Source organism: Streptomyces sp. CRN 30 (assembly GCF_034105845.1).
Genome location: NZ_JAVRHI010000439.1, coordinates 51613 through 76445, shown reverse-complemented (window position 1 = coordinate 76445; position 24833 = coordinate 51613). Strand labels below are relative to the sequence as shown.

At 73.7% G+C, this 24833-nt stretch carries 19 protein-coding genes; 9 read left to right on the top strand and 10 right to left on the bottom strand.

Annotated features, from left to right (window positions below):
* The first annotated feature begins 139 nt into the window (after positions 1–139).
* The 4 genes from UW392_RS48680 (at position 140) to UW392_RS48665 (ending at position 2878) form a co-directional block, all read left to right on the top strand.
* On the top strand, positions 140–1018 hold the full coding sequence (locus UW392_RS48680) for an SDR family oxidoreductase (protein ID WP_320781803.1): 879 nt from the start codon (positions 140–142) through the stop codon (positions 1016–1018).
* Positions 1019–1094: 76 nt separating this feature from the next.
* Complete coding sequence (locus UW392_RS48675; protein ID WP_320781802.1) at positions 1095–1286, top strand: hypothetical protein; 192 nt, start codon at positions 1095–1097, stop codon at positions 1284–1286.
* A 76-nt stretch (positions 1287–1362) separates the two neighbouring features.
* Entirely contained in the window at positions 1363–2076 is a 714-nt protein-coding gene (locus tag UW392_RS48670) for a type 1 glutamine amidotransferase (protein WP_320781869.1), read from the top strand.
* A gap of 94 nt (positions 2077–2170) precedes the next feature.
* Positions 2171–2878, top strand: coding sequence for a hypothetical protein (locus UW392_RS48665; RefSeq protein WP_320781801.1), 708 nt, complete (start codon positions 2171–2173; stop codon positions 2876–2878).
* A 12-nt stretch (positions 2879–2890) separates the two neighbouring features.
* On the opposite strand, the gene UW392_RS48660 is transcribed toward UW392_RS48665, so the two are convergent.
* The 4 genes from UW392_RS48660 to UW392_RS48645 form a co-directional block, all read right to left on the bottom strand.
* Positions 2891–4387 (bottom strand): sialate:H+ symport family MFS transporter, encoded by a 1497-nt coding sequence (locus tag UW392_RS48660; protein ID WP_320781800.1) that lies wholly within the window; start codon positions 4385–4387, stop codon positions 2891–2893.
* 23 nt (positions 4388–4410) lie between these two features.
* Positions 4411–5340 carry a dihydrodipicolinate synthase family protein gene (locus UW392_RS48655; RefSeq protein ID WP_320781799.1) on the bottom strand — a complete coding sequence of 310 codons (930 nt, stop codon included), beginning with the start codon at positions 5338–5340 and terminating at the stop codon, positions 4411–4413.
* A 180-nt stretch (positions 5341–5520) separates the two neighbouring features.
* Positions 5521–6324, bottom strand: a complete 804-nt coding sequence (locus UW392_RS48650) for a PepSY domain-containing protein (protein WP_320781798.1) — start codon at positions 6322–6324, stop codon at positions 5521–5523.
* Between the two features lie 78 nt (positions 6325–6402).
* Positions 6403–6777: a transglycosylase family protein gene (locus tag UW392_RS48645; protein ID WP_414497529.1), complete on the bottom strand. Its 375-nt coding sequence runs from the start codon at positions 6775–6777 to the stop codon at positions 6403–6405.
* A 152-nt stretch (positions 6778–6929) separates the two neighbouring features.
* On the opposite strand from UW392_RS48645, the gene UW392_RS48640 reads away from it, so the two are divergent.
* From UW392_RS48640 to UW392_RS48625, 4 genes are all read left to right on the top strand, one after another.
* On the top strand, positions 6930–7466 hold the full coding sequence (locus tag UW392_RS48640; protein ID WP_320781797.1) for an isochorismatase family cysteine hydrolase: 537 nt from the start codon (positions 6930–6932) through the stop codon (positions 7464–7466).
* Positions 7467–7574: 108 nt separating this feature from the next.
* Positions 7575–8342 carry a sulfite exporter TauE/SafE family protein gene (locus UW392_RS48635; RefSeq protein WP_320781796.1) on the top strand — a complete coding sequence of 256 codons (768 nt, stop codon included), beginning with the start codon at positions 7575–7577 and terminating at the stop codon, positions 8340–8342.
* 258 nt (positions 8343–8600) lie between these two features.
* Positions 8601–9686: a cytochrome P450 gene (locus UW392_RS48630; protein WP_320781795.1), complete on the top strand. Its 1086-nt coding sequence runs from the start codon at positions 8601–8603 to the stop codon at positions 9684–9686.
* 10 nt (positions 9687–9696) lie between these two features.
* Positions 9697–11100: an FAD-binding oxidoreductase gene (locus UW392_RS48625; RefSeq protein ID WP_320781794.1), complete on the top strand. Its 1404-nt coding sequence runs from the start codon at positions 9697–9699 to the stop codon at positions 11098–11100.
* A 120-nt stretch (positions 11101–11220) separates the two neighbouring features.
* Here UW392_RS48625 and UW392_RS48620 read toward each other — a convergent pair whose 3' ends face one another.
* From UW392_RS48620 to UW392_RS48600, 5 genes are all read right to left on the bottom strand, one after another.
* Positions 11221–14466: a family 78 glycoside hydrolase catalytic domain gene (locus UW392_RS48620; protein ID WP_320781793.1), complete on the bottom strand. Its 3246-nt coding sequence runs from the start codon at positions 14464–14466 to the stop codon at positions 11221–11223.
* Between the two features lie 40 nt (positions 14467–14506).
* Positions 14507–17893 carry a glycosylhydrolase-like jelly roll fold domain-containing protein gene (locus UW392_RS48615; protein ID WP_320781792.1) on the bottom strand — a complete coding sequence of 1129 codons (3387 nt, stop codon included), beginning with the start codon at positions 17891–17893 and terminating at the stop codon, positions 14507–14509.
* A 53-nt stretch (positions 17894–17946) separates the two neighbouring features.
* On the bottom strand, positions 17947–20538 hold the full coding sequence (locus tag UW392_RS48610) for a beta-L-arabinofuranosidase domain-containing protein (protein WP_320781791.1): 2592 nt from the start codon (positions 20536–20538) through the stop codon (positions 17947–17949).
* A gap of 195 nt (positions 20539–20733) precedes the next feature.
* Positions 20734–22374, bottom strand: a complete 1641-nt coding sequence (gene pgm / locus UW392_RS48605) for a phosphoglucomutase (alpha-D-glucose-1,6-bisphosphate-dependent) (protein ID WP_320781790.1) — start codon at positions 22372–22374, stop codon at positions 20734–20736.
* Between the two features lie 180 nt (positions 22375–22554).
* Positions 22555–23025 (bottom strand): hypothetical protein, encoded by a 471-nt coding sequence (locus UW392_RS48600; RefSeq protein WP_320781789.1) that lies wholly within the window; start codon positions 23023–23025, stop codon positions 22555–22557.
* Positions 23026–23194: 169 nt separating this feature from the next.
* Between UW392_RS48600 and UW392_RS48595 the strand changes: the two genes are divergently transcribed.
* Positions 23195–23893, top strand: a complete 699-nt coding sequence (locus UW392_RS48595) for a hypothetical protein (RefSeq protein WP_320781788.1) — start codon at positions 23195–23197, stop codon at positions 23891–23893.
* 53 nt (positions 23894–23946) lie between these two features.
* On the opposite strand, the gene UW392_RS48590 is transcribed toward UW392_RS48595, so the two are convergent.
* Positions 23947–24648: an adenosylcobinamide amidohydrolase gene (locus UW392_RS48590; RefSeq protein WP_320781787.1), complete on the bottom strand. Its 702-nt coding sequence runs from the start codon at positions 24646–24648 to the stop codon at positions 23947–23949.
* Between the last annotated feature and the right edge of the window lie 185 nt (positions 24649–24833).

Here is a 24833-nt window from a genome sequence, read left to right as displayed (position 1 = left end):
TACGGCAAGGCAGGGCCGGTCACGTCCCGGTAAACGTCGTCACCCGTCCCTCGCGGAACCCACTCGTTTCCGGCACACCCGGCACGGGCACCCGGCAGTCCCGCCGGCAGACGTACCGGAGATGAGGAAAGGCCGCACCGTGAACCAGCCGCAGCACCCCGCCCACCGGCATCCGCAGCCCGATTTCCCCGACCAGGACCAGGCCCACCCCGGCTGGACCGGGCCGATGGACCCGCCTCCGGACCACGGTGAGGAGAGCTACCGGGGCAGCGGACGGCTGGAGGGCCGCAAGGCCGTCGTCACCGGCGGCGACTCGGGGATCGGCCGGGCCGTGGCGCTGGCCTTCGCCCGCGAGGGCGCCGACGTGCTCTTCACCCACCTGGAGGCGGAGAAGGACGACGCCGCGGAGACCGCCCGCTGGATCGAGGACGCCGGACGGCGCGCGATCCCCGTCGCCTGCGACATCCGCGAGGAGACCGAGTGCCGCTCCCTGGTGGAACGCGCCGTGGACGCCTTCGGCCGGATCGACGTCCTGGTCAACAACGCGGCGTACCAGATGGCCCAGCCCGACGGTATCGAGGCGATCACCACGGAGCAGTTCGACCGGGTGATGCGGACGAACCTGTACGGCATGTTCTGGCTGTCGAAGTACGCGCTGCCCCACATCCCCGAGGGCGGCGGCATCATCAACTCGGCCTCCGTGCAGGCGTACAAGCCGAGTCCGCAGCTGCTCGACTACGCCATGACCAAGGGCGCCATCGTCACCTTCACCCAGGGGCTGGCCCAGATGGTGATCGGCCGGGGCGTGCGCGTCAACGCCGTCGCCCCGGGCCCGGTGTGGACACCGCTGATCCCCGCGACGCTCCCCGACACGGCGGAGTTCGGCAAGCAGGCCCCGATCGGCAGGCCCGCCCAGCCGGCCGAGATGGCGCCCGCGTACGTCTTCCTGGCGTCGCAGGAGGCGTCGTACATCACCGCGGAGATCGTCAACGCGACCGGCGGCACGCCGCTGCCGTGACGGCCCGGGACCCCTCCTGACAGGATGACGCCGATCACCGGTGCTCACCGGTGACCATCGTCCGAGGGGGACCGCCGTGACCGTGTTCATCCTGTCCGTCGTACTGGCTCTCGCCGTCGGGGGCTGTGTCTGCGTCGTCTGGGCGGAACGCGGCGGTCCGCGCTGGGTGCGCGTGGTCGCCGCCGTGACCAGGGGGGCGGGCGAGGTCCTCAGCCGCTCCGCGCGGTCGAACGGCTCCGGACGGAGCAGCGGTGACTCCGGCGACTGACGGCGGTGGCGGCGGTGGCGGCTGCGGTGGCGCCCGGCCCGGTGGACGGGACGGCGGGCGGGACGGCGGGCGGGACGTGCCGCCGCTGCTCGTGGTGCAGCACACCCCCGGCGGCGGACCGGGCCGCTTCGGCGACTGGCTGGTCTCGGACGGGGTGCCGCTGCGGGTGGTACGCGCCTACGACGGTGCCGTGGTCCCCCGCCGCCCCGGCCCCCACTCGGGTGTCCTGGTGCTCGGCGGCGGCTACCTCCCGGACGACGACGACCGCGCCCCCTGGCTCGCGGCCACCCGGGAGCTGGTCGCCGAGGCGCTGCGGGACGGTACGCCGGTGTTCGGCGTCTGTCTCGGCGGACAGCTCCTCGCGCGGGTCGCGGGCGGCACCGTACGGGCGGAGCACGGTACGCCGGAGCTGGGCAGCACCCCGCTGACCGTGCGGGCCGAGGCCGACGCCGATCCGCTCTTCCGTGGGCTGCCGCGCCGGGTGACGGCCGTCGAGCGCCATGTGGACGCGGTCACCGCGCTGCCGCCCGGAGCCGTGTGGCTGATGGAGAGCGCGGACTGCCCGTACCAGGCGTTCCGGGTGGGTGCGGCGGCCTGGGGTGTGCAGTTTCATCCCGAGGCGGGCGCGGCCCGGCTCCGGTCGTGGGACCCGGCGGAACTGCGCCGGCGGGGCGCGGACCCCGACGCGCTCGTCCGCGCGGCGGAGCGGGACGAGCCCGCCGCCTCGGTGGTCTGGCGGGCGGTGGCCCGGCGCTTCGCCGGTCTCGTGCGCGGGGGCGCCGGCCGGTAGATCGTTCCCGTCGTCCGCCCTGGTAGGCTCCCCGCGCCGTGCCGGGACGGACGGTGACACACCGGACACGGGAACCGACGAGGGAGCGCTTGCGGTGCGCAGTGGAGTCAGGGTCGCGACGGGGCTGTTCTGCCTGCTGGTCACGGCGGGAGCGGCCGGCTGCGGGGGCGGCGGCGCGGCGGAGAGCCGCTCCGGCAAGGAACTCCTCGACGACGCCAACGCCGCGATGCGGGGGCTGTCGTCGGTCACCATCGAGGTCACCAGCACCCCCGCGAAGGGCGACACCGTCACCAGCCGGCTCGTGACCGACCTCGATGACCGGTGCAGCTCCCGGACGACGTGGTCCGAGGGCGGCACCCTGGAGCAGATCCGCATCGGCGCCACCGACTACGTCCGTCCCGACAGCGCTTATCTCCAGCGGTGGGAGAAGAGCGACACCGGGGCCGCCACCGCCCAGCGGCTCTGGGTGAAGACCCCCGTGGACGCCGACAGCGCCGACAGCGCCGGAGGCGGCATCGCGTCCTGCACCCGGCCGTTCACCTCCTTCGGCACCGTCGAGAAGGGCGCGGTCGAGCGGATCGACGGGAAGCCGGCCCGGAAGCTGACCGTCACCGACGACGCCTACCCGGACGCCACGTACACCTTCCACGTGGCCGCCGAGGGCGAGCCGTACCTGCTCAGGTCCGTCTACGAGGGCGACGACTTCCACACCGTCACCACCTTCAGCGGCTTCGGTGACTCGCTCGGGGTGAACCCGCCGAAGTCGTCCGAGGTGGTGGAGACGGACAGTTCCGGCCGCTGAACCGGCGGTGTGTCAGGCGGTGTCGTCGCCCCGGGTCATGACGGGCGGCGCGCCGTCCCGCGGGCCGGCCGCCGTCGCGGCCTCGGTGACGAGGTGGTCCGGTACGGCCTCGGGGTCGATGAGCCGGTTGAGGCGGGCCGGCACGTCGAAGCCGATCAGCAGGACCACCACCAGGGTCAGCGCGAAGGTGAGCACCGCGAGCGACTGGCCGAGGGACATCCCGGAGGCGAGCCGGGCGCCGAGCACCGGGGCGACGGCACCGCCCAGCGCCCCCACGTTGTAGGTGAACCCGAGGGACGCGGCGCGGGTCTCGGTCGGGAAGTGCCCCGCGATGTACCTGGGCAGCAGCCCGGAGACGCCCTGCGCGCAGGCGAGCAGCAGGAAGAGCAGCAGCCCGAGGCCGACCGGGCTGTCGCGGACCGCGAAGACGGGGAAGACGAACGCCGTGCCGATCAGCAGGGTGCAGCCGTACGTCCGCCGGGTGCCGAACCGGTCGCCGAGGAAGCCGGTGGCGACGCAGCCCGCCATCGTGCCGAACCCGGCAAAGTAGAGGGCGTCGCTGACCTGTCCCGGGGTGTAGCCGAGTTCCGTCTTGAGGTAGGTGGGCAGCAGAGCCTGCACCGGCCAGCTGTACAGGAACGCGCAGAACACGGTGACGCACAGGGCGACGAACAGCAACCACCTCTTGCGGCCGCCCAGTTGCACGGCGAACGCGGTCAGGCAGGCCGCGGCGGCGACGGACAGCACGGGCACCAGGCCCTCGCCGAGCGGGGTGAACACCGCGAAGAGCGACCCGGTGGCGACGACGGCCAGCACGGTGTTGAGCGTGGCCCGGCGCCGGCCCGTGAACAGCGGGCGGAAGGGGTTGGGGCGTTCGGCCGCTCCACCCACCCGCTCCTGCCAGTCGTCGGCCTCGGGCAGGGCCCGGCGCACCCACAGCGCGACGGCCACGGGGAGCAGGCCGATGTAGAAGAGCCAGCGCCAGCCGTGGCCGGGCACCACGTGCTCGTAGACCTCGGCGGCGAGGACGCCGCCCAGGGAGAATCCGGAGATGAGGAAGCCGGAGGCGCGGTTGCGCAGCCGGGCGGGCCAGCTCTCCAGGACGTAGGTGGCGCTGGCGCTGTACTCCCCCGCCATCCCCGTGCCGATGAGCAGCCGGGCGGTGAACAGGCTGGTGTAGTCCCAGGCGAAGCCGCACGCGAAGGTGCCGACGGAGTAGAGCAGGATGCTGGCCACCATGGCGCTGCGGCGGCCGAACCGGTCACCGAGGGCGCCGAGCACCGCGCCGCCGAGCCAGCGGGTGACGAACGCGCCGGAGACCAGGCTCGCGGACTCGACGGCCGACAGGCCGAAGTCGTCGGCGATCTCGGTCAGGACGAGGGTGATGAGGACGAAGTCGAAGCCGTCGAGGAGGTACCCGATCCAGGCGGCGAAGAAGGACTTCCACTTCTCCCGGGTGATCTCGCGGTACCAGGGAGGGGTGACGGGGGCGGTGCGCGCGGTCGGCATGGCGGGTCCGGTGCGGATGCGTGTCAGAGGAGTCCGGCGGTGACGAGCCGGGCGCGGACGTGGGCGACGGCGGTGTCGTCGAGCGGGACCTGCGGGGCGGCGGTGGCGGCGCAGTCGATGAGGCCGAGCAGGCGGGCAGCGGCCTTGAAGGCGCCGAGCGCGGAGGAGCTGGCGCCCATGCGGGCGGGGTCGCCCGCCTCGGTGAGCGAGAACAGGGCGGCGAGCCGGTCCTGTTCGGCGCGGGCCCCGGCCCAGTCCCCGGCCGCGGCGGCCTCGTAGAGCCGTACGTAGCCGTGCGCGTCGACGTTGCCGAGGCCGGGCACAACGCCGTCGGCGCCGGCCAGCAGGGCGCCGTCGACGGTGAGTTCGGAGCCGGTGAGGACGGAGAAGCCGGGCGCGCGGCGGCGCGGGTCGACCAGCAGGCGGCGCAGCGAGCCCTCGTCGCCGCTGGAGTCCTTCAGGCCGGCCAGGGTGCCGTCGGCGGCGAGGCCGAGCACGACGTCGCGGGGCAGCTTGGTGTGGACGGCGGCCGGGATGTCGTAGGCGAGGAGCGGGACGCCGGCGCCCGCGCGGACGCGGCGGAAGTGGTCGGCGATCTCGACGGGGTGGGTGCGGGTGTAGAAGGGCGCGGTGGCGACCAGCGCGTCGGCCCCGGCCCGGACGGCGTCGGCGGCCCGGTCCAGTACCCGGGCGGTGGTGGTCTCGATGACCCCGGCCAGGACGGGGACGCGTCCGGCCGCGCCCGCCACGGCCGTCTTAAGCGCGGTGCGCCGCTGGGCGTCGGTCAGGTAGGCGGCCTCGCCGCTCGAACCGAGCAGGAACAGGCCGTGCACCCCCGCCCCGACGAGGTGCTCGGTGAGGCGGCGCAGCGAGGCGGTGTCCACCTCACCCGTCGGGGTGAGCGGGGTGAGGACCGGCGGGACGACGCCGCGCAGCGGAGCGGGGAAGGTCATGGGGGTCTCCTGGTCGTTCGGCTCTCACTCGACCGACAGCACAGAACAGCACAGGCCGTCGAGATGTCGAGATCCGGACCTCGTCGAGCCGGACACGCCGGTGGCGACGGCGCACGCGGACCGGCCCGTGCCGTCCGCGGGGACGCGGGCGGCACGGGCCGGTCTCGGGAAGTGGTCCGGTCAGTCGCGGTCGACGTGCTGGCTGAGGACGTCGCCGCTGCCCGCGTCGACATCGACGGTGGTCTTGTTCCAGTTGTCGGTGTTGACGACGTCGACGGACCACATGAGCTTCTGGTCGTCGTTCTCGTCCAGCTCGACACCGGTGACGGTGCCCTGGGCCTTGTCGGTGGCGGCCTTCGCGGCCTGCTCCGCCGTCTGGTCGGCCTTGCTCAGCCGGTCGGCGATCTCGCTCTTGTCGTCCGCGTCCTGGTCGGCGTCGGTCTCCGACTTGAAGACCTTGCCGGTGACGGCGTCGATGTGGACGTCGTGCAGGGTCCCGTCCTCGGCGGCCACCTTCGCCGCCCACACCGGGGCGCCGGCCGACGGGGCGGGCGCCGGGCTGCTCGCGCTGGGCGAGCCGGACTCGGCTGAGGCGTCACCGGAAGGGCTCGCGCTGGAGGACTCGTCGTCCGAAGCGCTCGTCAGCTCGATCTGGGTGAGCTTGCCGCCGGACACCTCCTTGACGGCCATGTCGGCGGCCTTGTCCCAGGTCACCTTGGCCTTGGGGACCAGCTTCTCGCGCTGGGCCTGGTCCTCGGTGAGGGAGGACGACGAGGAGGACGGACCGGTCGAGGCGGCCGAGGGGCCGGTCGAGGCACCGGAGGGCATGCCCGTACCGGCGGACGGGCTGGTCGGAGCCGCGGCGGCCACATCGGCACGCGTCGTGTCCGTGCCGGCGCAGGCGGTCAGCAAGAGGGCGGAGGTTCCCAGGGCACAGAACGCGGCCGCCGTACGGGGGGAGAAGAGACGTCGCACAGAACTCATGCCTTCGTCGATATCCCCGGCGCCGCGCCGTCAGCGCCGGGGAGTGCGGAAATCACCTCAACGGCGGTACCGCGCCACTCACCCGGCCCAGGAGCAGGCCCAGGCGGACATGGACTGGAGGTCGGCGAGCCGCTCGGCCACGGCGATCTGCTCGCGGCGGGTGGCCAGGTCCGCGCGGGGGGCGTACGCGAGCCCGCCGGCCGCCGCCCAGCTGGACTGCGTGAACTGGAGCCCGCCGAAGTGACCGTTGCCGGTGTTGGCCTTCCAGTCGCCGCTCGACTCGCACGCCGCGATGGCGTCCCAGTCGGGCCCGGAGGGGACCGCTCCGGCCGCGGCGGGGGCCGCGGGGGCGGCGAGCGCCGCCGCGGCCGTCAGCGTGACCAGGACGTGCCGGGCGGCGCGGAGGACCGCGGTGCCGTGCTGTGCCGTCTCATCGTTTCGTGACCACATCATGGACAGACTGTTACACCACGTCACGCCCGGTGCCCGACAGCGACGGGGCCGCCGTACGCCGGACGGGGGGGGCCGGACGGACAAGGTGCCGGTCCGGCGGGTGATCGGCGCCCGGGTCGCTGGGACGTACACAGGGGGGAACCCTGGGGTGCATGAGCAAGACAGCGCTGGTCGTCATCGACATGATCAACACCTATGACCACAAGGACGCCGAACACCTGCTGCCCTCGGCCGGGGCCGTGGTGCCCGTCCTGACCGGCCTGCTGGAGCGGGCGCGGGCCGCGGACGTTCCGGTGATCTACGTCAACGACAACTTCGGTGAGTGGCGCTCGCACCACGGCGAACTCCTCGACAAGGCCCTCGCCGGACCCCACGCCGAACTGGTCGAACCGCTGCGTCCCGACGACGCGTCCCTCTTCGTGGTCAAGGCCCGGCACTCGATCTTCTTCGAGACGCCGCTGACCTACCTGGTCCACCAACTGGGCATCGGGGAACTGGTGCTGACCGGTCAGGTCACCGAGCAGTGCGTGCTGTACTCCGCTCTCGACGCGCACATCCGTCACCTGGACGTCGTCGTCCCCCGGGACGCCGTCGCCCACATCCACCCGGATCTCGCGGACGCCGCGCTGCGCATGATGGAGCGGAACATGGGCGCCCGGATCTGCGTCAGCGACGAACTGTGGGGGTGACGCGGTGTTCCGGTGAGTGTGCGGCACCCTTCGGCGGGCACCGAACCGTCGGCGGGCTACCGTCCGTCTCATGCGTCCTGCCCACTCCCCCTCCGCCGCTCCCGTGTCATGACGCCGCTGGAGATGACCGCCGTTCTGCTGTCCGGTGTCGTCGGCGGCGCGCTCAACACCGTCGTCGGGTCCGGGACGCTCGTGACCTTTCCCGTCCTGCTGGCCGTCGGGCTGCCGCCGGTCACCGCCACGGTCTCCAACGCCCTCGGCCTGGTCCCCGGTTCGGTCGGCGGGGCCATCGGCTACCGGCGGGAACTGCGCGGCCGGCGCCGCCGGGTGCTGCGGCTCGGCGCGTGTGTCCTGCCGGGCGGGCTGGTGGGGGCCTGGCTGCTGCTGGTGCTGCCCGGTGCGGCGTTCGACATGATCGTGCCGGTGCTGGTGGGGCTGGCGCTGGTCCTGGTCGCGGTGCAGCCCCGGCTCAACGCGCGGATGCGTGAACGGCGCGGCCGGACCGGCCGTGCCGCCCGGCAGGACGGCGGTCCCGCACTGAGCGCGGGTCTCGCGCTCGCCAGCGTGTACGGCGGCTACTTCTCCGCGTCGCAGGGCACCGTCTACCTGTCGCTGATGGGCGCGCTCCTCGACGACTCGCTGCAACGGCTCAACGCGCTCAAGACCGTGCTGGTCGGCATGGTGAACACGGTCGCCGCCGGATTCTTCCTGTACGCGGCGGAGTTCGACTGGACGGCGGTGCTGCTCCTCGCGGCCGGTTCGGCGGTCGGCGGCCGGACCGGGGCGGGACTCGGCCGCCGGCTGCCGCAGGCCGCGCTGCGGGCCGTGGTCCTCGCCTGGGGAACCGTCGCCCTGGTCCTGCTGCTGATCCGCTGACGGCGTCGCCCCGTACTCCGGCGCGGAGTTACGGCGGAGCGGGTGAGGTGAGAGCCGACGCGGTCTGGTGGGCGGGCCCCGTCGTGCCGGATGCTGTGCCTCGCGCGACGACGCGCACCGCACGGCACGCCACGAGGCAGGGGGAGGCGCCGGTGAGTGACGGCCGAGGTTCCGCACGCAAGGTCGACCGGGCGGGAACGGCCGGGTTGCCCGGTCAGCCGCGCCGCCGACGGCACCTGGCAGGTGCACGATTACGACGTGGCGCGGGAGCTGCTGCGCGGCCCCGGCACCGTGCAGGCCGGACTCGGCGTCGAGACCGTGGAGAAGCTCCCGCCGCGCATCCGGCGGCCCGTGCTCTACCGCGACGGCCCCGAACACCGCGAACACCGGCGCCGGACGGCGCGCTTCTTCACCCCGCGCCGGGTGGACGAGCACTACCGCGAGCCGATGGTGCGGATCGCCGAGGAGCAGATCGCCAAGGTGCGCGCGGCCGGCACGGCCCGTCTGGGCGACCTCGCCTTCGAGCTGGCCATCGGCGTGGTGAGCGAGGTGGTGGGCCTCAAGTACGGCCGCCCCGGCATCCGCCGGAGGCTGGAGCGGTTCTTCCCGGAGGAGTTCGGCGAGCCCGGTCTCACCAGCCCGCGCGGCCTGTACTGGTTCGTGCGGCAGAACACCAACTGGCTGCGCGTCTACCTCGCCGACGTGCGCCCCGCCGCCCGCGCCCACCGCCGCCGCCGGCACGACGACCTCATCTCGCACCTCATCGACGAGGGCTGCTCGGACGCGGAGATCCTCGGCGAGTGCCTGACCTTCGCCGCGGCCGGCATGGTCACCACCCGGGAGTTCGTCTCCCTCGCGGCCTGGCACCTGTTCACGGACGAGGCGCTGATGGCGCGCTACCGCGCGGCGGACGAGACCGGACGCCTCGCCGTGCTGGAGGAGCTGCTGCGCCTGGAGCCGGTGGTGGCGCGGCTGCGCCGCCGGGCCACCACCACGCTGGAGCTGCGCACACCGGACGGACCGGCGGCCGTCCGCCCCGGCGAGTGCGTGGAACTCTTCCTGGAGGACACCAACACCGACCCGGGAACCGTCGGCACCGATCCGCTGCTCGTCCGCCCGGACCGGGTCCTGGAGAGCGGGCCGGGACGGTCCGGCCTGTCCTTCGGCGACGGCCCCCACCGCTGCCCCGGCGCGCACATCGCGCTGCTGGAGACCGACGTCTTCCTCAGCCGGCTCACCGCCCTCGACGGCATCCGCATGGCCGCGCCGCCGCGGGTCGCCTTCCGGGACGCCATAGGCGGGTACGAGATCCGTGGGCTGACGGTCGCGCTGCACGGGTCGTAGCGTGAGACCCATGCACGATGAAACGATTCCCGAGGGACCGGCCGGTGACCTGCTGCGCGCACTGCCGCCCGGCCGTGTCCTCACCGACCCGGACGCCACCGGGCGGTACGCCCACGACCACGCCGAATGGGCGCCCTACGGCACACCGCTCGCCGTGGTCCGCGCCCGCACCGCCGAGGAGGTGCGGCGTACCGTCGCGGTCTGCCGGGAGCACGGGGTGCCCGTGGTGACCCGCGGCGCGGGCACCGGGCTGTCCGGCGGTGCCAACGCGGTGGACGGCTGCGTGGTGCTGTCCACCGAGGCCATGACGGCGATCAAGGAGCTGGACCCGGTCGAGCGGCTCGCCGTGGTCGAGCCGGGGGTGGTGAACGAGACGCTGCGCGCGGCCTGCGCCGAGCGGGGGCTGTGGTACCCGCCGGACCCGGCCAGCGCCCCCTGGTCGACCATCGGCGGCAACGTCGCCACCAACGCGGGCGGCCTGTGCTGCGTGAAGTACGGGGTGACCCGCGACTACGTGCTGGGCCTTGAGTTCGTCACGGCCCGCGGCGACCTGGTCCGGGTCGGCCGCCGCACCGCCAAGGGCGTCGCCGGGTACGACCTGACCTCGCTGCTGGTGGGTTCCGAGGGCACCCTGGGGGTGATCACCGAGGTGACGGTGCGGCTGCGCCCGGCGCGGCAGCCCGAGCACACCGTGGCCGGCTACTTCTCGTCGGTCGTGGACGCCGGGCGGGCCGTCGCCGCGGTGGCCGCCGCGGGGCTGACCCCCTCGGCCCTGGAACTGGTCGACCGGCACTGTCTGAAGGCCGTCGACGAGTGGAAGCGCATGGGGCTGTCCACGGAGGCCGAGGTCGTGCTCCTCGGCCGTACCGACGCGCCGGGCGCGGCCGGTGACCTGGAGGCCGAGGAGATGCGCCGCTGCTTCGAGGCGGGCGGGGCGACCTACGCGGTCCGCTCCACCGACCAGCGGGAGGCGGACGCCCTCTTCGAGGCGCGGCGTCTGGCCTACCCGGCGCTGGAGCGGCTCGGCCCGGTGCTCACCGAGGACATCTGCGTGCCGAAGGCGGCGGTGCCGGAGATGCTGGGCCGCATCGACGCGATCGCCGAGCGGCACGACACGCTGATCGCCAACATCGCCCACGCCGGGGACGGCAATCTGCACCCCCTGCTGATCACGCCGCCCGGCGACGAGGCGGCCCGGCGGCGCGCGCAGGCCGCGTTCCACGAGATCATCGCGGAGGCCCTGGAGCTGGGCGGCACCGTCACCGGCGAACACGGGGTGGGGCTGCTGAAGCGGGACGGGCTGAGCGCCGAGGTGGGTCCCGAGGTGCTGGACCTCAACCGGGCGATCAAGGACGCGCTCGACCCGGAGCACCTGTTCAACCCGGGGAAGGTCGTGGCGTACGCCGCCGGCTGACCGGCGTGCGGGTGGCGGTACGGCCGTCCCTTGCCGTACCGCCACGCCCCTGCACCTTCCCGCGGGAGGCGGGTGCCCAGCTCGTTCCGGCGCACACCCGCCTTCTCACGGGCGCCGCTGTCAGGCGCCGGGCAGGGTGGAGCGGAAGCTCCAGTGCCCGGAGCCGACCTCGTACACCGCCACTGACCCCTCCACGCGCACCGGGCGGGCGCCGGACGGGGCCGTGGGCCGGCCGCCGTCCGTCGGCACGTGGACCTCGGCGGTGCTGCCCGCCGGGACGTCGAGGGTGAGCCGGAAGCGGTCGCCGTCACGTCGCCAGTCGGTGCGGGCGGTGCCGTACGGGGTGCGGTACGAGCCGGAGGCCGAGGTGAGGTCGCCCGCCACGGCCGGGGCGATGAGCAGCTCCCGGTAGCCGACGGAGTCCGCGGTCTGGTCGATGCCGGCGACGCGGGTGGTGAACCAGGAGTCGATGGCGCCGAGCATGAAGTGGTTCTGCGACTGCCCGGGGCCGCCGTCCCAGGACTCGCCGAGCGTGGTGTTGCCCGCGAGCACCTGGTAGCCGTAGCTGGGGCTGGTGGTCCGGGTGGCGATCTCGTGGACGATGTCGTCGCGTCCGGCGCCGGAGAGCACCCGGAAGGCGCTGGGCAGGGAGATCTCCCCGAGTTGCAGGTGGTGGCCGGCGTCCTCGACCGAGGCGGTGAAGTGGGCGAGCAGCCGGTCCCGCTCCCCCGCCGGGTAGGCGCCCATGTCGAGGGCGAGCGCCTCGGCGCCCTGGCCTCCGCCGCCGAAGGTGCCGGTGGCCGTGTCGTAGTACTTCGCGGCGAGCGCCTCGGCGCTCGCGTCGGCCTTCGCGCGGTACCCGGCGGCGGCCTCCTCGTCGCCGAGGACCTCGGAGACGCGGCTCAGGGCGTCGACGACCCGCCAGTAGCCGAAGGTGCCGGCCACCGCGCGCGGGAAGGTCCTGTCCGGGGTGAACCAGTCGCCGAGGCCGTAGTCGAGGATGCCGCCGGAGACCTGCGTCTCCAGGAAGGCCGCGTACTCCTTCATGCGCGGGTAGTACGTCGTGAGCGTCTCCTTGTCGCCGTACGTGGTGTACAGCTGCCAGGGGACGAGGACGAAGGCGCCGCCCCAGTTGGAGTCGTTGCGGTAGGCGCCGGGGAGGCTGGTGTACTCGGGGACGGTGCTCGGGATCAGGCCCTCCGCGGTCTGCGCGTCGGCCATGTCACGGACGATCTTCCGCAGGTAGGAGCGCATGTCGTAGTTGCCGGCGAGGCCGCCGAAGACCAGCTGGTTCTGTTCCAGCCAACCCAGTTTCTCGCGGCTGGGGCAGTCGGTGAGGACGCTCATCATGTTGCCCTCGATCGCCCCGCGGATCAGCGAGTGGATGCCGTCGATGAGGGGGTCGGAGCTGTCGAAGGTCCCGGCGGAGGCGTTGTCGGTGCGCAGCACCTTGCCGCGCACGGTGATCTTCGCGCCGTCGGGGACGCCCTTCAGCTCCAGGTAGCGGAACCCGTGGTAGCTGAAGCTCGGGTGCCACGACTCGTCGCGGCCGCCGCCGGTGGTGTAGCTGTCCCACAGCGGGGAGCCGACGTTGGAGACGGACTGGAAGGCGTGGCCGTCCTTGAGGGACTCCGACGGGTAGACGCGGATCGTGGTGCCCTTCGGGGCGGTCACGGTGATCTCGGGCCAGCCGGCGATGTTGCGGCCGAGGTCGAAGACGCGGCTGCCGTCGGCACCGTCGACCTCCTTGCCCTTCAGGGTCTCCACGGCCCGGATCGGTTCGGTCTCGCGGGCGCTCAGCTCGGCGGGCCGGCCGGCGGTGCCGGGGGCGGCGACGGTGACGGCGTGCTCCCACTTCCGGCGGTCACCGCTCGGTTCGTCCCAGTGCGGGATCTCCCGGCGGGCGTCGTAGTCCTCTCCGCCGTACCAGTTGGAGGAGGTGGTGGGGCCGAGCGCGGTGCGCCAGCCGTCGCCGCTGGTGACGGTACGGGTGGTGCCGTCGGCCAGGGTGACCTCCAGGCGGGCGATGAGCTTGGGGTCGCTGATGTTGCCGTACAGCTTGCGGTAGCGGTCGGCGGTGGAGACCACGTTGGACATGCCGTTGCCGAGGGCGACACCGAGGGTGTTGGCGCCCTTGCGCAGCCGGTCGGTGACGTCGTAGGTGGCGTACTGGACGCGCTCGTCGTAGGTGGTGTTGGCGGGTTCGAGGACGGCGTCGCCGACGGGCTCGCCGTTGACGGTGGCGTCGTAGATGCCGAGTCCGGCGATGTAGAGGCGGGCGCCGCGCACCTTCTTGTCCGCGCCGGCGGGCAGGGTGAAGTCGTCGGTGAGCAGCGGCAGTCCGGAGGGGAGGTACGGCTCCGGCGGCCGCTGTCCGGTGACGCGGGCGAGTTCGGTGAAGGCTCCGGCCGCCTCGTCGCCGCTCGACACCGTGTAGTCCACGGGGAAGTGCGGGACGCGGCCGTCGTCGGTGAGGACGTCGGCCCGCGGGTAGAGCGCCACCTCGTCGAAGGTCTTCGCCGACTTCAGGTCGAGGGTGAGGGTGACGGGTGTGTCCGAGACGTCGGCGCCGGTGTGCGCGGCGCTGGAGTAGCCGGCCGCCGTCTGCAGGGCGCTGTTGGGCAGTCCGTCGACGGCGAGGGCGGGTTCCCAGGTCTTGCGGACCGTGTTGGTCTCGGAGGCGGTGACCGCGGCCCCCTGGGCGAGCCCGGTGGTGCCGGTGGTGGTGTCCCGGACGTCGATCTCACCGAGTTGAAGGCGCCAGGTCTCGGCGGGGAAGGTCTCGGCGAGGGGCAGGCCCAGCTTCGTCACGTCGAGGCGGACGTAGCGGGACGTCGTCCGGGGCACCTTGACGACGACCGGGGTGACATCGCGCTCACCGAGCCGCCAGTCGGGGTGAGTGATCCAGTCCGCGTTCCAGTCCGACTGCCGGGTCAGCCCGGTCTCGAAGACGGCGGTACCGCTCCAGCCGGAGGCGCCGCCGCGCTGCGACCAGAGCTGGACCCGCCAGTACACCCGGGTGCGGGAGCCGAGTTCCCGGCCCGCGTACGTCGTTCCCGGCACCGCCGAGCGGACCTTGCCGGAGTCCCACAGGTCGGGGCGGCCCGCGCGCAGCCGCTCCGGGGAGGTGGCGGCCTGCACCCGGTAGGCGGACTGCAGGACGCCGGTGGCGCGGGCGGTGGTCTCCCAGCTGAGGTCGGGGGTGGTGTCGTCGATGCCCAGGGCCTGCCGGAGGTACTGGGTGCGCGGGTGGACGGGGCTGATGGCGGTGGTGGCCGTGGCACCGGCGGCGGTCGCGCCGGCCAGCACGGTGGCGAGGGCGGTCGCGGCGGCGGTCAGCGCGAGCGCGGGACGGGGTCTGGGCATGCGGTTCCTCACGGGGTGCGGCTCGGTGTCCCGAGGGGTGTCAGACACGGGTCAGGTCGACGGTGGCGCGGCGGTGGAAGCGGAGTGCGACGGGGCCGAGCAGGCCGGACGGCAGCGGCTTGTTGCGCTCGTTGGAGAGGGTGTTGGCGACCCGGACCTCCAGCCGGTTGGCGCCGGGGACGAGCAGCCGGGTGACGTCGGTGACGAACGGTGCCCACAGCAGCGTCGGGAGCGCGGTGCCGTTGACGGTCACGGCGGCGATGTCCCGGACCTCCCCGAGGTCGAGGAGCACGCGCCGCCCGTCGAGGCGGGCCCGGTCGACGTCGACGGTGGTGGTGTAGGTGGCGCTGCCGGAGAAGAGCGGCGCGGTCTCGGTCCAGCTGCCGAGCGGGCCGGTGACGGGGACGGCGCCGTCCTGTTCCAGGGTGCGGGTCCAGGCACCGGTGACGGTGAGCGGAGCGAGGGTGTCGGTGACGCGGACGGTGCCCTGGTAGGTGTGGCCGCCGTCGGTGCCGGTGAGGCGGTGGGTGCCGGGGGCGGCGGCCTCGACGGTGGCCCGCAGGACGCGGCCGGAGCGGCGTACGTCGAGGACGGGCAGCGGGGCGGAGGTCAGGTGGGGTCCGGCTCGCCCGTCGTGCCGGACGACGACGACATGCGTCCGGTACGGCTCGAACACCAGCGGGATGTGCAGGCCCCGCTTGGAGGAGCGGTACAGCGGGGCCGGTCCGGTCTCGCCGGTCGCCGGGTCCCACAGCTCGGGGGCGCCGGTGACGGGGAGGGTGACGGTGGTCCCGACGTCGGCGCCGCTCTCGTTGTTGAGCAGGAACGCGGTGTCCCGGCCGCGGGTGACGCGCAGTACCCGGATCGCGTCCCGGGGCGGGTCGAGGAGGGCGGCGGCGGCCCCGGCGTCGTGCGCGGCGGCGCCCAGCGCGGTGGTGTCGGCGACGCGCACCGCACGCCCGGCGCCCAGCTTCCGGCTGCCCGGTACGGCGTTCCCGAACAGGTCGGCGAGGGCGCGGGCCAGGGACCGGTCGTTGCCGTCGGCGTCGTCGGCGGGCAGGTCACCGACGGCGACGACGGTGCCGCCCGCGCGCACGAAGGAGCCGAGGGCGCGGATGCCGGCCGCGTCCAGGACCGGTGTCAGGGGCACCACCACCAGGTCGTAGCGGGCCGCGCCGACGGCGAGCCGGCCGCCGCGTGTCCTGGCGTGGACGAGCAGTTCCCCGTCTCCGGTGAGGGCGCCCTCGTGCAGCAGGTCGAAGTCGACCTGGGCGCGTTCCAGGGCGTAGGCGGCGTCGGAGAGCGCGCCGTCGACCTCGCCCTGCCGGTCGGTGCCGGTCCACTGCTCGGCGGCGCGCTGCGGCTGGAGCAGGGCGGTGCGCGCGGCGGAGGTGCCGCGGCCCGCCTCCATGACCCGGCCGATCCACTCGGCGAGGGGCTTCATCCCCCACCACCAGGGGGCGCGGGGGCCGAACGGCGGCGGGAAGTACACGACCTTCTCGTCGGTCCACAGGGCGTGCAGCACGGTGAGGTTGACACCGCGGGCGGCCTGCGCGCCGACGGTGGCGTGCACGAAGCCCGGCGTGACCTGCCAGCCCATGTTGCCGAACATCTCCATCAGCGCCCGGTCGCGGCCCATCTGGTGGGCGACGGAGACGGGGTTGCGGGGCAGCATGGTCTGCTCCCCGGCGACGTACTCGGCGGTGATGATGTCACCGCCGGGGACGTGCGCCCACTGGTTGACCTTGTGCAGGTCGCCGGTGGTCGGGATGCGCTTGGCCGGGGAGGTCTCGTCGTAGAGCGGGTTGGTGATCAGTTGTACGTCGCGGCGCTCGTACCAGTCGGCCTGCTTCTCGAAGTAGCGGGCGAAGCGGTCGGAGACGGCCCTCCAGTAGCGGCCCCGGGCGATGCGGCCGGGGCGGCCGAGGTCGTCGAAGGCGGCGGCGTAGGCCACGCCGGGGTCGACGTCCACCTCGCGCAGGGCCCGTTCCAGCGTCGGTGACCAGGGCAGCCGCTTGAAGTGGGCCTCGGCGGAGGCGAAGAACGGCTCGTCGTCCCAGAATCCGGGGACGACGTTGCCGAAGTACCGCCCGAAACGGCGGTGGTACTCGCCGGGGACGATGTCGAGGAACAGCTCCACCGGCTCGTCGTCGAGGAGGTCGACGTAGGAACGGCTGTAGCCCTGGCTGTCGTCGATGAGCGGGGTGCCGCCGAAGAGGTCGATCTGCCAGCGTCCGGCGGGGACCTGCCAGGTGCGGCCGAGTCGCTCGGTCAGGTCGGTGACGTCGGTGGTGCCGGCGGGCCGGGCCGCGGCGGCGACGGCGGTGAGCGGGAGGGCGTCGCGGTCGGGGAAGTCACCGGCGGCGGCCGGGTCGTCGAAGGCGGAGGTGTGGAGCGCGGTGCCGTCGGCGGCCGTGACGGTGAACGTGTCCCACAGGCCGCGTTCGTCGCCGACCGCCCGCACGCCCGCGCTGCCGGCGGCGTACCGGTCGTCGGTGACGGAGCCCTTGTCCTTGCCGTCGAGGGTGACGGAGAGCCGGTCGCCGCTGACGGTGACGGCCACGGTGTGGAACTTGGTCTTGTTGAAGCCGTCGGTGCGGGTGCTGCGCAGCAGTTCCACGGGGTCGGCGTCGCGGGCGAGGCGGGTGACGGTGGTGACGCCGCTCTGGTCGAAGGTGACCGCGTAGCCGTCGAGGGCGTCGGCGGAGGCGCGGACCACCAGGCCGGCGGCGGTGTGGTCGGCCTTGGCGCTGCCGGTGACGGTGTAGTCGGTCCATCCGTCACCGCCGCGCAGGGCGGCGGCGCCGTCGAGGACCGCGGCGTCGGCGACGAGCGCGCCCGCCTGTACGCCGAGGCCGGTGCTGCGGCCGAGGTCGACGCGGGCCGGGCCCTCGACGACGGTGGTGGACCGCCACAGCGCCTTCAGGCGGAGGTCGGGACGGGGCGGGTAGGTGCGGCCGCCGACCGTGCCGCCCTTGACGATGTACTCACCGGCGCGGCCGCTCGGGAAGTGGTCGTCGTTGAAGAGCCACACCCGCATGCCGGTCTTCTCGGCGGTGCGCAGGACGTGTCCGACGATGTCGAACCAGCCCTCCGTGAAGAAGGCGGGCTGCATGGCGTCGTTGTCGAAGGAGAAGAGGATGACCTCGTACATGCCCTTGGAGCGCAGGTCGGCCATCTGCCGGTCGACGAGTTCCGGGGTGACGGGGCCGTTCCAGTACCAGTAGACGGTGGGGCGGCTGTCCTTGGGCGGGTCGGTGAAGGCGCGCGCGGAGAAGCCCGCGGCGGAGGCGGCGGACGCCGCTGCGGCGGGGGTGCCGGGAGCGGCGGCGCGGGCGGGGAGCCCGGTGGCGACGACGGTGCCGGCGGCACCGGCCGCGACGACGAAACCGCGTCTGGACAGCGGGAATTCGGGGGTTTCGGGCATGGGTGGTCCTTAAGGGAACGGGGAGGGGGCGGCGGCTGCGGGAGCGGGGTGTCTCAGCCCGCGGCCAGACGGGCGACGTCCGCGGCGGACAGGGCGCGGTTGTGCAGCCGGAAGTCGCGCACCGCGCCGCGCAGATAGGGGTGCGTGGTGTTCTGGGAGCGGCCCAGGTAGTTGCGGGCGGTCGCGCCGAGCAGCAGCGGTCCGGAGACCATGGCCGGGTTGCGGCCGGCCTCGACGCCGTCCAGGTACAGCACGCCGGTGCCGCCGCCGAGGGTCAGCGCCACGTGGGTCCAGCGGCCCACCGGCAGCGGACCCGCCGCGTCCACGACGTCCTCGCCCTCCATGCCCGCGACGCGCAGTGCGGCGCGGGCCCGGCCGGCGCCGGTGGTGGCGGCGAGGAAGAGGTACGTCTCCTTGTGGTAGCCGAGGTCGAAGACGCGGGCCGAGGCGGCGAGGGCGTCGACGCGTACGCGGACGCTGACGGTCAGTTCGTTCAGGCCGGCGAGCAGCCCGGCGGGGAGGGCGACGTGGCCGTCCGTGCCGTCCAGTGCCACGGCCGTCGTACCGTCGCCGTCTCCGGTCCAGGCCGCGCCGCCGGCGAGGGTGGCCGCGCCGAACGCGCCGGTGGCGTCGGTGCCCGTGGTGCCGGTGCCCTCGTCGAGGGGGTAGCGGACGACGTCCCGCTCCCGGCCCTGGCGCGGGGTCACCGCCCAGTAGACGTTGTAGCGCTGGTGGTGCACCTCGTTAAACGGCCGCAGGGTCACCGTGCGCCCGTCGGCGACGGCGGTGAACTCCACGGTCCGTCCCGCCGCGGGGCGCAGGGTGCGCGGGCGGATCGTGGGGATGGTGGCCAGGGACTCGTCGCCGTACTCGCCCGCGAGGACCAGCGGACCGTAGGACAACGATGTCACCTGCGGATTGTCCGGCGCGGGGGTCCAGACGGGTTGGCGGGGCAGGGTCAGTTCGACGGTGTCGCCGGTACGCCACTGGCGGTCGAGCGAGACGTACGCGCCGGGGCGCGGCCGGGTGCCGACGGTGCGGCCGTTGACCTTCAGCACGGGGGCGGAGCCGGTGTCGGCGACCCAGCCGGGTATCCGCAGCCGCAGCGCGAACCGGGCCCGTCCGGCCGTCACGGTCAGCCGGGTCCGTCCGGCGGACGGGTACTCCGTCTCCTGACGCACCGTCACACCGGTCTGCTCCCAGCGCACCTCGGAGGGCACGAACAGGTTCACGTACAGCGCGGGCGGATGCCCCTCGCGAGAACGGAAGTAGACCGTGTCGGCGAACTTGGTGTGGGTCTCCAGGCCGGTGCCGTGGTCGCAGGAGAAGTTGTCGTAGTCACCGCTGTAGCTGCCGGGGGCAGAGCCGAGGCCGCCCTTGGGCTCGCGCCGCGAACCGGCCCACAGTCCGGTGTAGTACGTGACGAACCCGTGGTCGGAGTCGGGGTCCTGCTCGCCGAGCATCTGGTTGTACAGGGTCCACTCGTAGTGGTCCATGTACTCGGTGCGCTCCGGCCGGTGCAGGAAGAGGTGCCGGCCCAGCTTCAGCATGTTGTAGCTGTTGCAGTTCTCGCAGGTGACCTCGGAGAGCCGGCTGACGATCTCGTCGGGCGGGCCGAACAGCTCCTTGTCCGAGTTGCCGCCGATGGCGTACGAGTGGTGGCGCACGACGGCGGTCCAGAAGGTGTCGGCGAGGGTGAGGTAGCGCCGCTCCCCCGTCGCCTCGAACTCCGGGACCGCGCCGACGATCTTGGCGATCTCGGTGTTGGCGTGCCGCCCGGCGAGTTCGTCGCGTCCGGCCGCCAGCGGCGTGTACAGCTCCTCGTGGTCGAAGCGCCGGGCGGTACGCAGGTGGGCGGGGTCGCCGGTCTCCTGGTACAGCCGCGTGAGGACGTCGTTCATGGAGCCGAACTCGACCTTGAGCACGGTCTGCATCCGCTCGTGGGACAGCGGCGCGGTGCGGGCGTCGGCCCACGCGGCCATCTCCAGCAGGACGGTCAGCGCCTGTTTCTCCCCGGCCAGCCGGTACTGGTCGAGCAGCCCCGCCATGATCTTGTGCAGGGTGTAGTACGGCGCCCAGGGCTTGCCGCCGGCCTCCAGCTGGTCGAAGACCGACTCGGGGAAGGCGGAGAGGTATCCGCGGTGGAAGCCCGCCGCCGGAGCGGCCTGCTGGCAGGCGGCCAGCGCGGCGACCAGGGCGCGGCCCTTGTCCGCGTAGACGGCCTCGCCGGTGGCGGCGTACGCCTGGGCCAGGGCGCTGAGCAGGTGGCCGGTGGTGTGGCCGCGCAGTTGGACGTCGGGCGCCTCCCAGCCGCCGCAGGGCTCAGCGGTGGACGGCAGGCCGACGTTGAGGCGGAAGGTGTGCAGCAGCCGGTCGATGTCGACGAAGCGCAGATAGGCGCAGGTGCGGCGCATGTTGGCGAGGAAGGGGCCGTCGAGCAGCCGGACCTCGGAGAGGGCGAAGGGGGCGAGGGCGGGGCCGGGGCCGGCCGGTCCGGTGGCGCCCGCGGTCTCGGCGGCCTCGGTGGCCGCCGCCGCGGCGACCGGGGCGGCGGCGGTCGGCAGGGCGGTGACGGCCGCGGCGGCGGACGCGGCGGCGATGACCCCACGGCGGGAGGGTCTCGGAAACGTGCGGTGTGCGGACAAGTGCCGTGCTCCTTCGAACGGACAGCGCAACCTTTGAAACGTTTAAGCAAGTCGCCGGAGACGGTAAGGCGAGGCACAGGTGGCGTCAAGACTTCACACAGAAGATGATCGACCGACACTCATTGAAACGTTCAATGAACGGGTGTGAAAAAGCGCCGCCGACCGTGACGGGTCGGCGGCGCTGTCGGCGCGGGGTCAGCCGCCGAGAGCGGCCAGGACGACCTCCTTGGCCTCGTCCTGGACCTGCCGGAGGTGGTCCGCGCCGCGGAAGGACTCACCGTAGATCTTGTAGACGTCCTCGGTGCCCGAGGGGCGGGCCGCGAACCAGGCGTTCTCGGTGGACACCTTGATGCCGCCGATCGACGCGCCGTTGCCCGGCGCCTCGGTCAGCACGGAGGTCACCGGCTCGCCCGCCAGGGTGTCGGCCGTGACCTGCGCCGGGGAGAGCTTGGCCAGGCGCGCCTTCTCCTCGCGGGTGGCCGGGGCGTCGATCCGGGCGTACGCGGGCTCACCGAACCGCGCGGTGAGCGCGGCGTAGTGCTCCGACGGCGTCTTGCCGGTGACGGCGGTGATCTCGGAGGCGAGCAGGGCCAGGATGATGCCGTCCTTGTCGGTGGTCCACACCGAACCGTCCCGGCGCAGGAAGGACGCGCCCGCGGACTCCTCGCCGCCGAAGCCGAGCGAACCGTCGACCAGTCCGTCCACGAACCACTTGAACCCGACGGGCACCTCGACCAGCCGCCGGCCGAGGTCGGCGGCGACCCGGTCGATCATGCCGGAGGAGACCAGCGTCTTGCCGACCCCGGCGTCGGCGGGCCACTCGGCGCGGTGGGCGTAGAGGTAGGAAATGGCGGTGGCGAGGTAGTGGTTGGGGTTCATCAGTCCGGCGTCCGGGGTGACGATGCCGTGCCGGTCGGCGTCGGCGTCGTTGCCGGTGGCGATATCGAACCGGTCCCGCCGCTCGATCAGCGACGCCATCGCGTACGGCGACGAGCAGTCCATGCGGATCTTGCCGTCCCAGTCCAGCGTCATGAACCGCCAGGTGGGGTCGGTGAGCGGGTTGACCACCGTCAGGTCGAGGCGGTGCTGCTCGGCGATACGGCCCCAGTAGGCGACGGACGCGCCGCCCAGCGGGTCGGCGCCGATACGCACACCCGCGGACCGGATGGCGTCCAGGTCCAGGACGGCGGGCAGGTCGGAGACGTAGGTGCCGAGGAAGTCGTAGCGGCCGGTGCCGGGGGCGTCGAGGGCCTTCTCGTACGGCATCCGGCGTACGTCCTTCAGCCCGGCCGCGATGATGTCGTTGGCGCGGTCCTGGATCCAGGACGTGGCGTCCGAACCGGCCGGGCCGCCGCTGGGCGGGTTGTACTTGAAGCCGCCGTCGGCGGGCGGGTTGTGCGAGGGGGTGACCACCACACCGTCGGCGAGGCCGGAGGTACGGCCCCGGTTGTGGGTAAGGATTGCGTGGGAGACCGCGGGGGTGGGCGTGTAGCCGTCCGCCTCGTCGATGAGCACGGTGACGTCGTTGGCGGCGAACACCTCCAGGGCGGTCACCCGCGCCGGCTCCGACAGGGCGTGGGTGTCGGCGCCGAGGAAGAGCGGGCCGGTGGTGCCCTGGTCCCTGCGGTACTCGCAGATGGCCTGGCTGGTCGCGGCGATGTGATCCTCGTTGAACGCCGCCGCCAGCGACGAACCGCGGTGCCCGGACGTGCCGAACGCCACGCGCTGTCCCGGCTCCGCCGGGTCGGGACGCAGGGCGTAGTACGACGTCACCAGCCGGGCTACGTCGATCAGGTCCTCGGGTCCGGCCGGCTCACCGGCTCGGTCATGCTGCATGCGACCGCTCCTCCGCGTCGAATCTGCTAGGGGTAGCGGCTCTATCTTCCCTCGGGGGGAGGGGGCGTGCGCTCCGAGGTGGGGGTGGGAGCCTCGCGGCGCGCCCCTGCGGAGGGACGACGGGCCCGCCCCGGCCCGCGGCGGGCCGGGGGGCGCGTCGTGGCCGTCCGGGTCCGCGGGTCAGATCCGGCCGCCGGTGAGGCGGGTGACCGGGCCGTGGGAGTGCTGCGCCGAGCGACGGCCGACCGCGTAGGACGCGGCGGTCAGCGCGGTGATCCCGGCTCCCACACCCGCGGCGACGAGCTTGCGGTGGGCTATCACCGTCCAGGCCGTCTTGGCGACCCCGGCGACCTGACCCGTGGTCGCGATGACGGCCTGGCGGCCCGCCTCGACACCCTTGACGGCCGTCTGGGCGGCGCCGGAGGCCGCACCGGCCGCGCGCTGGGCACCCGAACCGGCCGTTGACGCCGCGTCACCGGCCTTGTCCGCGGCCTTCTTCGCGGTCTGCGTCGCGGGGGCGGTGGCCTTGTCGGCACCGCTCCGCGCCTTCGCCGCGGTCGCCTTGGCGGCGTCGGTCTTCTGATCGGTCTTCTGATCGGTCTTCTGGTCGGTCTTCTGATTCGTGTTGTTGTTCGGTTCAGTCATGGACATCGGTTTGCCACTCGCTCGACGCGCAAACGCCCGCCGCTACCACTGTTTCGGCCGAAAGCTGACCGAAAGCGAGCCGCGTCGACGACGGCCCGCCCGCGCGGGGTATGTCTGGCTCGTATGCCGCACAGGCGTGGGCCCGTACGGGCGGGGAGCAGGGGGGCCGGCTCCGGTGACATCGTGGCGCAGCACGACCGGCAGCACGACCGGCAGCACGACCGAGGGGCAGCTGTCCCGCCGGGCCCGCCGACGGGAAGCGGTGCGACTGCTGCGGGCGCAGGGGCGGCACGGACCGGAGTTGCGCGAGGTGCTCCCGGCACTGACCGGTTGCGTCCTGCTGCTGTGTGCCGGCGTCGCGGGTCTCGTGGTGGGCTACCGCTCCCTCGGCGTCGTGGTGCCGTCCGTCTTCCTGGCGCTGCTCGCCGTCGTCGTGCCGGTCGTCGTCGGACGGCTGCGCCCGCCGGCCCGGCGCCGTCGCGGTCTCTACACCGCCGAGGAGATCGCCGAACTGGACGCCGCCGGGCTCGCGTTGGCGGTGTGCCGCATGTTGCGCAGGGACGGCTGGTCGGTCCTGCCACCGTCCGCCGAACGGGTACGGCCCCGGGTCCGGGCGCGTCACCCTCGCGGCAACCGGCTTGAGGTGGCGTTCCGTCCGGTCGCCGAGCCGCTGCCCGACGAGGACCCGCCCGACCTGAGGCCCCGGCGGGCCGGAACCGAGCCGCCGCTGCGGCTGATCGTGCACCGGGGCACGTTCACCGACCGGGACGCCCGGTGGGCCCGGCACCGGACCGGCACCCGTCTCATGGACGGCGGGCTGCTGCGGCGTTGGGCGGACGGTACGTCCCTGGAGCGGCTGATCGACCTGTCGTGAGACCGACGGTCCGTGGAGTCGGTGGCGGGGACGGCCGTGTACCCGGCGAGGGTTCAGGACCGCGCTGCCGCCTCCCTATCCGCCCCCAGGGCGAGCAGGACGGCGATGTGGACGGCGCGGGCCAGGCGGGCGCCCCACTCGGAGCGGGGACCGGCGAAGGCGTGCGGTTCCGTACCGGGGTACGGGGCACGGGCCGCGACGCACACCGCGTCCGTCGGGGTGCCGGAGCAGTCGTGGCCCGCGTCCAGCAGTGCCTGCGTCTTGGCCTCGGTGGCCGTCATCACCGCGTTGACCAGAGCGGCGTCGGTCAGCGGCACGGGGACGGCGGCGACGATGTTGATCGTCCCGGGCGGGGCCGCGCCGGGGGTGCCGTCCTGCGGGGACGCCGCCCAGCCGCGCACCGAGATGCCGGCCGTCGCCACGGCCTCCGCTCCCCCGTCGCACGCGTAGCCGGGATCGGCCACCTCGGCGGCCGTCATCAGACCGACGCCCGGCCCCTCGGCCCCGGCGGCGCGGGCCAGTCCGGCCAGGTGCCGGGCCGGATCGGTACGTCGGTAGCCGTGGGCGACCTGCGCGTTGAGCACCCACTCCCGTTCGGCGATCCCCCCGCCCAGCACGGCGCTGGACACCATCCGCCAGCCGGGACCGGCCCGCCACAGCAGGGCGTGCAGACGGACACCGTCCTCGGTACGGACCAGGTGCTCCCGGTCGAGCAGTCGGGCGTGGGTGCGAGGCGGCGGCAGGACGGCGGACAAGGGAAGACGATCCTCGGGACGGTACTCGGCGGGCGGGCGCGAACCGCACGATGGTACGCGGTGCGCCGGCCGCACGCCGGCACCGGCGACGCACCCCCGCCCGTCCAGGACTCGGACACCCCGGCGACAACATGCCACGTACACCTACCGTGGCCCCACGGACGGCGCCGTCCGGAGCCGGGAAG